This is a genomic window from uncultured Thiodictyon sp., from assembly GCA_903837595.1.
Taxonomy (GTDB): domain Bacteria; phylum Pseudomonadota; class Gammaproteobacteria; order Chromatiales; family Chromatiaceae; genus Thiodictyon.
In genome coordinates this window covers 1-10,550 of record CAILVI010000442.1, presented here as the reverse complement: position 1 = coordinate 10,550, position 10,550 = coordinate 1, and the positions used below count along the sequence as shown (strand labels likewise).

8 protein-coding genes are annotated in these 10,550 nt (G+C 65.0%); 2 read left to right on the top strand and 6 right to left on the bottom strand.

Going from position 1 to position 10,550, the window contains the following annotated elements; genetic code table 11:
* The 6 genes from gvpJ to QZY44_RS26225 form a co-directional block, all read right to left on the bottom strand.
* Positions 1–183, bottom strand: a 183-nt coding sequence (gene gvpJ / locus QZY44_RS26250; protein WP_295455078.1) for a gas vesicle protein GvpJ, incomplete at its 3' end; no start/stop codon positions are given.
* A 666-nt stretch (positions 184–849) separates the two neighbouring features.
* Positions 850–1,263, bottom strand: coding sequence for a response regulator (locus QZY44_RS26245; protein ID WP_295455075.1), 414 nt, complete (start codon positions 1,261–1,263; stop codon positions 850–852).
* Positions 1,263–2,771: a PAS domain-containing protein gene (locus QZY44_RS26240; protein ID WP_295455072.1), complete on the bottom strand. Its 1,509-nt coding sequence runs from the start codon at positions 2,769–2,771 to the stop codon at positions 1,263–1,265. The genes QZY44_RS26245 and QZY44_RS26240 overlap by 1 nt, the downstream gene beginning before the upstream one ends.
* Positions 2,746–3,474, bottom strand: a complete 729-nt coding sequence (locus tag QZY44_RS26235; protein ID WP_295455070.1) for a GvpL/GvpF family gas vesicle protein — start codon at positions 3,472–3,474, stop codon at positions 2,746–2,748. Before QZY44_RS26235 ends, QZY44_RS26240 begins: the two co-directional genes overlap by 26 nt.
* Positions 3,471–4,235 (bottom strand): GvpL/GvpF family gas vesicle protein, encoded by a 765-nt coding sequence (locus QZY44_RS26230; RefSeq protein WP_295455068.1) that lies wholly within the window; start codon positions 4,233–4,235, stop codon positions 3,471–3,473. The genes QZY44_RS26235 and QZY44_RS26230 overlap by 4 nt, the downstream gene beginning before the upstream one ends.
* Positions 4,236–4,244: 9 nt before the next feature.
* Entirely contained in the window at positions 4,245–5,630 is a 1,386-nt protein-coding gene (locus tag QZY44_RS26225) for a sigma-54 dependent transcriptional regulator (protein ID WP_295455065.1), read from the bottom strand.
* Between the two features lie 525 nt (positions 5,631–6,155).
* Between QZY44_RS26225 and QZY44_RS26220 the strand changes: the two genes are divergently transcribed.
* Together QZY44_RS26220 and QZY44_RS26215 are read left to right on the top strand one after the other, a co-directional pair.
* The gene (locus QZY44_RS26220) at positions 6,156–7,346 is read left to right on the top strand and encodes an efflux RND transporter periplasmic adaptor subunit (RefSeq protein ID WP_295455063.1); all 1,191 of its coding nucleotides are present in this window, start codon (positions 6,156–6,158) and stop codon (positions 7,344–7,346) included.
* Positions 7,343–10,495 carry a multidrug efflux RND transporter permease subunit gene (locus QZY44_RS26215; RefSeq protein ID WP_295455061.1) on the top strand — a complete coding sequence of 1,051 codons (3,153 nt, stop codon included), beginning with the start codon at positions 7,343–7,345 and terminating at the stop codon, positions 10,493–10,495. The genes QZY44_RS26220 and QZY44_RS26215 overlap by 4 nt, the downstream gene beginning before the upstream one ends.
* Positions 10,496–10,550: the final 55 nt, after the last annotated feature.

Sequence of the window (10,550 nt, the reverse complement as noted above, 5' to 3'; positions counted from 1 at the left end):
GGCCTCAGCATACTTCAGGTAGGTCTCGACGGAGGCGATGACCACACGGGCTTCGATGGCGAGTAACTCGATACCGACCAGGGAGACCTTCAACCACGCATCAATCACGATGCCCTTGTCCAGAATGCGGTCAACGACTTCGGCCAGACTGGAGGAATCGGTGGAGTTGGCGACTTTTGCCATTTTATTTACCCTCTGAAAGATAAAGAATGCACGTCACGTGCGCTGGAAGCAGACCTACCTGGCCTCAAGTCATATTGCGAGTCCATTCGCACCGGCCCTCACCGATCTCATCACCTGATCCGTTCACTACTGACTGGCTCAGGGCTTCTCGGGTGGCATCCTGCCGGTGTGGTCGCTTGTCTGGAATAATGCATGCAGCGTGCCAGTGCAGATCGTCGCGGGCCTGGATTAATAACTCCTTATAAAACAGATTGCGACGATCTGGGGTTGGACGCCGTGCTGGGGTCAGTGGGGAGTTGACCAATCCGGGTTATGGAATGCGTTCCATACCTCTGGTATTGGCTCCCTAGCGCATCGGGCACGGGGAGCCGGATGGGCTAGCCTGGATTTCTCACGACTCTCACGCCAAGGCGCCAAGCACGCCAAGAAATACACGAGGGAAGGGATAGTCACCGGAGCGTCCGCCGGGTGGATCGCTCAACGCCGATAACGCACTGAAAAACCATGGCGAACTTGGCGCCTTGGCGTGACAAGCCGTTTCTAGGATAACGGGCACACTCGGATTGGCTCACTGACGGGATTGCCAGCATTCCTGATAGTGCGTTGGCACTCAAGAACTTGGCGTGCTTGGCGCCTTGCCATGAGCGATTCGGGCGAGGGCTATTCCTACCAGGTGGCCGCGATCCGATCGATCAGGGCCAGAATTTCGGCGTGGAGGAATGGTTTGGCGACGAAGGCCTGGATCAGGCCACTTTGCAGGGCCTGGTCGACAGCCGGGTCATCGGCAAAGAAAAAACCGGAAATCAGGACGATGAAAGGGTCGCCCAACAGGTCGCGCAGGTGTTTGATGAGCACCAGACCGGCCATGTCCGGGAGCTTGGCGTCCACGAAGACGGCCCGGTAGGGGGTCTGGCGGCTGAGGTCGATCGCCTCTTGCGCGCAGAGTGCATGATTCACGGGGAAGCCCCGGCGGGCGATCAGTCTTCCCAGAATCCAGTTGATGTCCGGCTCGTCATCGACGGTGAGAAAGGCCAGCGTCGCCAGCGTGCCCGCGCTGTCCGTGTCATCACTATTACTCATTATGCAAGCGGCAAATGGACGCGGAAGCGAGTGCCGATGCCAGGTGCGCTCTCTACCTCAATGCGCCCGTGATGCTGCTGGATGATGGTATAGCAGATCGAGAGGCCCAGCCCGGTGCCTTTCGCCGACGAGCGCGTATAGAAGGGATCGAAGATCTTGCTGATGTCGGCAGCATCAATGCCGACCCCGGTGTCGATGACATGCACCAGCACCTGGTCGCCGTCGCGGTCCAGGGTCAGGGTCAGCAGGCCGCCATTGGGCATCGCGGCGATGGCGTTGAGCAGGATGTTGATGAAGGCCTGTTCCAGCAGGCTTGGTACCCCGCGCACCCACAGCGGTTGCTCACAAAACCGGGTCTCGACATCGAGTTGATTCAGCCGCGCCTGGTGGTTGACGACCGATAGTGCCTGGGTGAGCAGCGCGACGGTGTCGATGCGCGTCATCTTGTCGGCGCCCGCCGCGCCCGCGGCGTCTGCCGGGCGTGCGAAGCGCAACAGGTTCTCAATGATCTCGGAGGCCTTATGGACCCCGGCGATGGTCTTTTGCACGCACTCCAGGCGTAACTCCGGTGCCAGGTCTTCATCCAGAAGAAACTGGGCGGCGGACGAGCAGACCGCCAGGGGGTTGCGGATCTCGTGGGCGATGCCGCCGGCCATCACACCCAGCGCGGCCAGCTTTTGCGACTGGAGCAACTGGGCCTCCAGGCGGTGACGCTCGGTCAGGTCGCGTCCGGCGGCGACCATGCCGGTGGTCTCGCCGTCGGCATTGAGCATGGGCGCGAGCGTCCAGGAGACGGAGATGCGTTCCTCGGACAGTGTGGTTAACTCCCACTCGGCGGCGCGGCTGGCGGCCAGGGCGGGACCACCGACGAGTGCCTGTTCGATATCCGGTCGGTCCGCGGGGGCGAAAAACTCGGGCAGACGCCGGCCGATGGCCTCGCACGCCTGATAACCGGTGAGCCGTTCCGCCGCCTTGTTCCAACTGAGGATGCGGCCGCGGTTGTCGGTGGAGAGCAGGATGTCGCTGGCGCTCTCCACCACGCTTGCCAGGTGGCGTTCCACCCGCTGGATATCCTGGCTCAAGCGTACCTGCTCGGTGATGTCTTCCATTAGAAACAGGGCGTATTGGACCTGATCGTTCCAGTTGAACGGCAGGGCGCGAAAGTAATAGGTGCGCATCGGCACGCCGGGGGCGCGGAAGGTCATGCGCTGCGACGGGCTCTGTTCGTTGCGCTCAAAGACGCGGCGTACGCAGTCGAGGATGCGGGTGCGCTCGACGATGGTCGGCGGAAAGACGTCCTCAAAGCGGTGGCCGATGGTGTCGCGGGGGGTGCGATTGCCCTTCTGCAGGAAATTGCGATTGGCCATCGCAATGCGCAGCCGACTATCGACGAGCAGGATCGATGACGGGATGGCGTCGAATAGGGTGCGAAACAGGTTTTCGTAGGGTTCGCGGGCGTTGCCCCCATCGGCGACGCCCGGTTCAAGCCATGGACCGGATGTCATCATCAATCGCTCCCACAAAATTATAGGGTGGCCAGGGGCCGGTGATCAATCCTGCCCCCGGGACTGCCGCGGGGTTCAGCCGTAGGGCGTCGACGAAGGCCCCCCCATGTTCGCGGGGGACCAGGAAATACAGTGATAGCAGGCAGCGACCGTCGATCTGCCCGAACTCTTGGCGCAGGTCGCGATAGAGGCCCGCCACGATCCGCTCCATGGCGCCGCGCGCCTGCTCCGCGCGGGCTTCGGCGCGGGCTTCGGCGTCGAGGCGCCGCCGGATCGCGGCGAGGTGGCTGTGACCGGGCCCGGCGCGCTCGGACGCGTCCGGCGCGGCGGTGCCAGGGACCGCCGCGTCGCCCACCTCTGGCAGCAGCAGGCGGATGCCGATCTCCACGCAATCATCGAGTTGATCGAGCATGGCAAGCAGCCGCTTGTGGTGTTCGCCGAGCAGTGTGCGCACCGCGTCATCCGACGGCAAGACGCAGCCGAAGCGCATCGGAATCAGCGGGGCCGCGCGGTGGATATTCGCGATCAGGTCGGCATAGGCCTGCAGCCGGGCGCTGTCGGCTGCCCGAATCTGATGCGGGTTGACGTCGGCCACCACCGCCCGCAGGCCGTCCATGCCGATGCCGCGCAGCCCTGCGGGGAGGGAGGCGTCGCGCGGCGGGTCGCGCAGGATGCAGTGGAGCATGGGACGAGCGTCGACCGTCATGGTGTACCGCAAAAGCTATACAGTGGCCAGGGTCCGGAACAGTGTAGCTCTAAACCCTGTGCGAGGAGGGGGGCGCCGATCTGCGTGAGCGCCGCGCGCAGCGCCTGGCTTCCCCCGGGGCCCACCAGGCAGGCCCGGTTCGCGACGGCCGGATCGCGCGCGGACCGGGTCACGACCGCCTCGCTGTGCTGGCGCAGTGCCGTATCCAGATCCGCAACGGCCGCGGCCAGCCAGGGGCCGAGTGCCCGCTCGGCCTGAACCTTCTGCCGTTGCGCCAGGAGATAGCCGCGGCCGCCGGAGGTGGCCGCCATGCTGTCAGGAAAGAGTTCTGCCTGGCGTGCGGTGATCGCCCGGTCGCGGTCAAGCAAGGCCTTGACTGCCCATTCCTCGCGCCCTGCCATCCGCTTGAAAAAGTCGAGCAGGGTGTGGCGGCGCCGGGCGGCCTCCATGGCCAGCGCGGCGGCGGAGGAGAACAAGGTGCCGAAGGGCAGTGGGAAGACGGTGGTGGCGGTCATCGCGCGCGCGATCACCCGGTCGTGGGCCTCGACGCGCGGCAGCAGCCAGTCCAGGTCGCCGAGTCGCTGCTCGGCCTCGTTATCCGCAAAGCGCTCCGCGGGGCAGCTGCTCAGGATGGCCTTGAGGCCGGCCGTGGGACTGATATAGACCGGGTCCTCCCAGCCGCAGGTGTCGAGTCCCAGCTCCAACGACAGCTCGACCGCCAGGGACGCCGGCGCAAAGCAGAAGGCATAGAGCGCGCGCATTGCTCCGAACTAGGCGCCCAGGCCGTAGGTCTTGAGCTTGGTGTGGACCGTCTTGTAGTCCACCTGGAGCATGCGCGCCACCGCCGCCTTGTTGCCGCGGGAACGCTGCAGTGCCTCGAACAGCACCTGGCGCTCCACGTCGGCCATGCGCGTGCGCACAATTTCCTTAAGCGATAAGCCCGTCTGGTAGAGGCCGCTCGCGCTCCCGGGCGCGCCGCCAGGCAGTGCCCGCTCCGCCTCGCCTTGGGGCAGCGCCAAGTGGTGGGTGTCGATGGCATAGCTGGCGATCAGGACCGCCCGGCGCACGACGCTGCGCAATTGGCGCACATTGCCTGGCCACGGGTAGGCGAGCAGGGCCTGGGCTGCCTCGGCGGTAAAACTGCCGACCTGCTTACCCAGTTCCCGATTGGCCTCGGTGAGAAATTGACCGGCGATGTGCAGGATGTCATCGGCACGTGCACGCAAGGGCGGGATGGCGACCCGGTAGTCGCACAGCCGATAGAGCAGGTCCTCCCGGAAGGTCCCCTTGCTGACCGCCTCAGTCAGGTCTTGGTTGCTGGCGGAGATCAGGCGCACGTCCACGGCGACCGGCTTGGTCCCGCCCACCCGGTAGATGACCCGCTCCTGGAGCACACGCAAGAGCCGGGCCTGGGCCGACCAGGCCAGATTGCCGATCTCATCAAGGAACAGGGTTCCGCCATGGGCCGCCTCGAACTTGCCGGGCTGTTGCCGCTCGGCGCCGGTGAAGGCGCCGCGCTCGTGTCCGAATAATTCGTTCTCGATCAGTGAGTCGGGGATGGTGCCGCAGTCGACGGCGACGAAAGGGTGCCCAGCCCGCGGGCTCAGGTCATGAATGGCGCGGGCCACCACCTCCTTGCCCGCGCCGGTCTCGCCGAACAGGCTCACCGCGAAGTCAGTGGGTGCCACCCGCTCCACGTCCTCAATGGTACGGGTGATCGCCGGGCTGGTTCCCATCCGCTCACGCAGTCCACACTCGGCGCCCGGGGTGGCGGGGGGCTCGTGACAGTAGGCGAGGGCTTCGCGAACCTTGCTTAAAAATCCTTGATTATCAAATGGTTTCGCCAGATAGTCGAAGGCGCCCTCTTTGATCGCGGTCACCGCCCCAGCCAGGTCAGCGAAACCGGTCAGCAGGATCACCGGCAGGTGGGGGCTGGTGACCCTGAGGCGTCGCAGCATGTCCAGGCCCGTCATGTCGGGCAGGCGGTAGTCGAGGATGGCTAAGCGCGGACCGCAGGTCCGCGCCAGACACAGACCCTCGCCGCCGTCGGCCGCGGTGATGACCCGAAAGCCGGCGCGCTGCAAGACCAACTGGAGGATGCGGCGCATGCTCTCGTCGTCGTCCACGATCAGGATCACGTCTGATGAGTCGCTCATAGCCCCGTTCATGCTGTTGCCCCGGCCTGTTGCTGTTGCGTGTGCCCGCTGGCGGGAGACCGGTCTGAGACCGGCTGACTGTCCAAGGACCGTCGTATATTTAGTATTGTAGCTGCGGTGGGACCGGGCTGTATTCTACCGCGAATCTGGCACTACATAACGACTGGCCGCAGCCATTCCAACCGTGTGATTCATCAGGGTCGCCCCTGCCTGGGTACGCCCTCGTCCCACTGTCCCGCGGGCTACTATGGACCAGTTGACCTGTGACGAAACAGTAAAGTTTAGTAAAGCGGGGCGCGCATTGCCGGTCGGGCGGGGCAAGACACTGACGCGTCACCGTGCCGGAAAAAAGTGCCTGCGCCTCAAGTTGGCGAGCATGGCGGCGACGCCCTGCAAGACGCGATCACCGGCGCCACGCAGCCAAGACGCCAAGAGGCAAAAGGGCGGTTATGGCCGCGCGCGGGTCGCGCCGCCGCTGCCCGGGCATTAGAATTACCCGGCCATCTCCACCCCCGGACGCCGCCCATGCCACATTGCTCGCCCCCCCTATCCCCGTCGCGGCGCCGTAAGCCGGGTCTGGTCCTGTCCGCCATCGCCGCCCTGGTCCTGCTGGCTGGCTGTGGGGCTGAAACCTCCCAGGGGCCGGCCGTTGTCGCACCCCCTCCCGCGGTCGTGGTGGTTGCCGCCAAGCAGGGCGCGGTAGAGGAGCAGGGGCAGTTCGTCGGCCGGGTGGTGGCGCCGGAGCGGGTCGAGCTCCAGGCGCGGGTCCAGGGGTTCCTGAAAGAGCGCAAATTCACCGAGGGCCAGCAGGTCAAGGTCGGGGAACTCCTGTTTGTCATCGAGCCCGATCAGTACCAGGCGGTGGTGACCCAGCGCGAGGCGGACCTGACCAAGGCCGTGGCCGACGAGCAGAACGCCCGCGCCCAGTTGGCCCGCGGCCAGGAGTTGGTCAAGCAGAAGAATATCGCTCAGTCCGAGGTGGATAAACTCCAGGCGGCCCAGTCCATCGCCAAGGCGGGCATTGCCCAGGCCCAGGCCGCCCTGGACGCGGCCAAACTGGACTTGGCCTATACCCGTATCCCCGCCCCGGTGGCCGGACGTATCGGGCTGTCCAAGTACAGCGTCGGAACCCTGGTGGGGCCGTCCAGCGGCATCCTGGCCACCATCGTGAGCAGTGACCCGATCGACGTGCAGTTTCCCGTGACCCAGCGGGAGCTGCTGGAGGCGCGCCGCGACATCGAGGAGGGGGGCGGGGACCCCTCCAAGGTCGTCGTCTCGGCCCGTCTCTCGGACGATTCGCTTTATCCGCAAAAGGGCAAGCTCAACTTCATCGGCGTGACTACCGACCGGGGCACCGACACCGTGACGCTGCGCGCGGTGTTTCCTAATCCCAAGGGACACCTGGTGGATGGCCAGTATGTCGGCGTCCTGGTCCAGGACGATACCCCGACCATGGCGATCCTGGTGCCGCAGTCGGCCCTGCAGATTGATCAGCAGGGGACGTCCGTGCTGATCGTGACCGCGCAGCACAAGGTCGAGGTGCGGCGGATCGAGACCGGCTCCACGGTGGGCGCAGAGGTGGTGGTGAGCAAAGGCTTGTCCGTGGGCGATCTGGTGATCACCGAGGGTATCCAGAAGGTCCGCCCCGGCATGGTGGTGACGACCGCCCCGGCGCAGACCGCGACGGCACAGCCCGCGGGCGTGGTGGCGCCATGATCTCTGACGTCTTCATCGACCGCCCGCGGCTCTCGATCGTCATCTCAGTCGTCATTCTGCTCGCCGGGATCATCGCCATCCTGGCCATCCCGCTGGCCCAACTCCCGGATATCGTCCCACCCCAGGTGCAAGTGACCGGCAGCTACAGCGGTGCCAGCGCCTCGGTCGTGGAGTCCACCGTGGCCCAACCGATCGAGGCCCAGGTCAACGGCGTCAGCAATATGCTCTACATGAGCTCGACCAGCGGCAACGACGGCAGCTATACGCTCAACGTCACCTTTGCCCTGGGCACCGACCCGGATATCAACACGGTCAACGTGCAGAATCGGGTGAGCCTGGCCTCGTCCCAGCTGCCGCAGGAGGTGACGCGCACCGGCCTCACGGTGCAGAAGCAGTCGACCGCCATGCTCCAGGTCGTGGCCCTGTATTCCCCAAAGGGCACCTATGACGCGTTATTCCTGAGCAACTATGCGAAGATCAATGTCATCGATACCCTGGCACGGATACCTGGGGTAGGTCAGGTCAGCCAGTTCGGCGCCCTGGACTACAGCATGCGGATCTGGCTCGACTCAGCGCGCCTGACCGCTCTGGGGATCACGCCAACGGATGTCATGACGGCGATCCAGAGCCAGAACATCCAGGGGGCGGTCGGGCGCATCGGCGCCCAGCCGATGTCCAACGACGCCCAATTCCAGATCACCCTCCAGACCAAGGGGCGGCTCTCCGAGACCAAGGAGTTTGAGGCGATCGTGGTGCGCGCCAACCCGGACGGCTCCACCGTGCGCCTGAAGGACCTGGGTCGGATCGAGTTGGGCGCCAAGACGGCCGACTCCATGAGCCGCTTGGATGGGGCGCCCTCCGCCGGCATGGCGATCTATCTCTCCCCGGGGGCCAACGCCATCAAGGTAGCGGCGGGGGTCGCTGCGGCCATGAAGGACCTGGAGAAGCGTTTCCCGGATGGACTGAAGTACCGGTTCACCTATGACACCACCGATTTCGTCAACGCGAGCCTGGAGAAGGTGGTCCACACCCTCTTGGAGGCCTTCGCGCTGGTGATCATCGTGGTCTTCGTCTTCCTGGGCAGTTGGCGGGCCGCCCTGATCCCCCTGGTCGCCGTGCCGGTGGCCCTGGTGGGTTCATTCATCTTTCTGTTCGCGCTCGGCTTCTCGGCCAATACGGTCTCACTGCTGGCCGTGGTGCTGGCCATCGGCATCGTGGTGGACGATGCCATCGTGGTCGTGGAGAATGTCGAGCGCATCATGGAGGAAGACCATCTCCCCCCCCGCGAGGCGGCCAAGAAGGCGATGGGGCAGATCACCGGCCCCATCTTCGCCATTACCCTGGTGCTGCTCTCGGTCTTCGTACCGGTCGCCTTCATCCCCGGTATCACCGGCCAGATCTTTCAGCAATTCGCCGCCGTGGTCGCCTTCTCCATGCTGATCTCGGCGCTCAATGCACTCACCCTGTCACCGGCGCTGTGCGCGGTGCTGCTCAAGCCCAGCCATCAGCGACGCGGCGCCATGGGGCGGGTCTTGAATGGGATCGACGCGGTGCGTGACGGCTACGCCGGCATCGTCAAGCGCCTGGTGCGCGTCGCCATGCTGGTGGTGGTGCTCATCATCGGCATTGGGCTCGCCACCGGCTGGCTGTTCAAGGCCACCCCCACCGGCTTCCTGCCCGTGGAAGACCAGGGCGCCTTCATGGTCGAAATCCAACTCCCGCAGGGGGCCTCCTTGAACCGCACCCTGGCGGTGGTCAAGCAGGTCGAGGACATCATCAAGTCCGATCCGGCGGTGGCCCATGTACTGGGTATCCCAGGCTTTAGCATCATCGATAGCGCCGTGGAGTCCAACGCCGGCTTTGCTATTGCCCGACTCAAACCCTTTGCGGAGCGTACCTCGGCGGACCTGACGGTCGATGCGGCCATTGCCCGCGTGCAGGCCCAGACCAACGCCATCCCGGGCGCCCTGATCATGCCCTTCAATCTGCCAGCCATCGTCGGACTCGGTACCGGCAGCGGGTTCCAGTACCAGCTCCAGGACTTGCAGGGCCGCACGCCCGACGAACTGTCGGCGGCGATGCGCGCGTTGGTCGTGGCCGCCAATCAGGATCCGCACCTGCAAGACGTCTACTCCACCTGGGCGACCAACAACCCCCAGGTTTTCCTCAACATCGACCGGGAAAAGGCCCAGACTTTGGGCGTGACCATCAGCGATATCTTCACCGCCTTGCAGGCAACCCTGGGTGGCTACTATGTCAATGACTTCAATAAATTCGGTCGCATCTGGCAGGTCAAGATCCAGGGCGACACCAAGGACCGCAGCCGCTTCGATGATGTCTATCGCATCCATGTCCGCAACAGCAAGGGCGACATGGTGCCGATCCGCGCACTGATGGCGCCCAAGCTCCTCCTGGGCCCCCAGTTGATCAAACGCTACAACAACTACCGCAGCGTCAGCATCCAGGGGGAACCGGCCCCGGGCCGCTCCTCCGGCGATGCCCTGGCCGCCATGGAAGCCCTCTCGGCCACGACCCTGCCGAGCGGTTTCGGTTATGAATGGACCGGCACCGCCCTGCAGGAGAAGGAAGCCGGCGGCAAGACCGCGCTGGTGCTGGGGCTGGCGGTCCTGTTCGCCTACCTCTTCCTGGTGGGCCTCTATGAGAGCTGGTCCATGCCCGCGGTGGTGCTGCTCTCGGTCACGGTCGGCGTACTCGGCGCCATGATCGCCCTGCGGGTCACGGGGCTGCCCAACGACCTCTATGCCCAGGTTGGCCTGGTGGTACTGATTGGACTGGCAAGTAAGAATGCCATCCTGATCGTCGAGTTCGCGATGGAGCAGCGATCCCATGGCAAGTCCATCCTGGAGGCCGCCAGCACGGCCGCCCATATGCGTATCCGTGCGGTGCTCATGACCAGCTTCGCCTTCATCCTCGGGTTGGTTCCGCTCATCATCGCCAGCGGTGCCGGCCAGGCCAGTCAGCGCGCCGTGGGTACCGCCGTCTTCGGCGGCATGTTGGCGGCCTCGGTCCTGGGCATCTTCCTCATTCCCATGCTCTATGTTGTCTTCCAGCGGTTTAGGGAAGTGGTCCATGGGCAGCCCGGCGTCGTGGCTGCCGATGACCCACTCGGGGCCGTGTCGAAGCAATGACCAATGCCATGGCGATAGCCTTTGGCGTATTCGTCGCGGCCGCGGGGCCGCTCCT

Bases quoted from the DNA above. Each gene is read 5' to 3' on its own strand.
- QZY44_RS26245 (WP_295455075.1), bottom strand. From the start codon at position 1,263: ATGAGTAATAGTGATGACACGGACAGCGCGGGCACGCTGGCGACGCTG.
- QZY44_RS26240 (WP_295455072.1), bottom strand. From the start codon at position 2,771: ATGATGACATCCGGTCCATGGCTTGAACCGGGCGTCGCCGATGGGGGC.
- QZY44_RS26235 (WP_295455070.1), bottom strand. From the start codon at position 3,474: ATGACGGTCGACGCTCGTCCCATGCTCCACTGCATCCTGCGCGACCCG.
- QZY44_RS26230 (WP_295455068.1), bottom strand. From the start codon at position 4,235: ATGCGCGCGCTCTATGCCTTCTGCTTTGCGCCGGCGTCCCTGGCGGTC.
- QZY44_RS26225 (WP_295455065.1), bottom strand. From the start codon at position 5,630: ATGAGCGACTCATCAGACGTGATCCTGATCGTGGACGACGACGAGAGC.
- QZY44_RS26220 (WP_295455063.1), top strand. From the start codon at position 6,156: ATGCCACATTGCTCGCCCCCCCTATCCCCGTCGCGGCGCCGTAAGCCG.
- QZY44_RS26215 (WP_295455061.1), top strand. From the start codon at position 7,343: ATGATCTCTGACGTCTTCATCGACCGCCCGCGGCTCTCGATCGTCATC.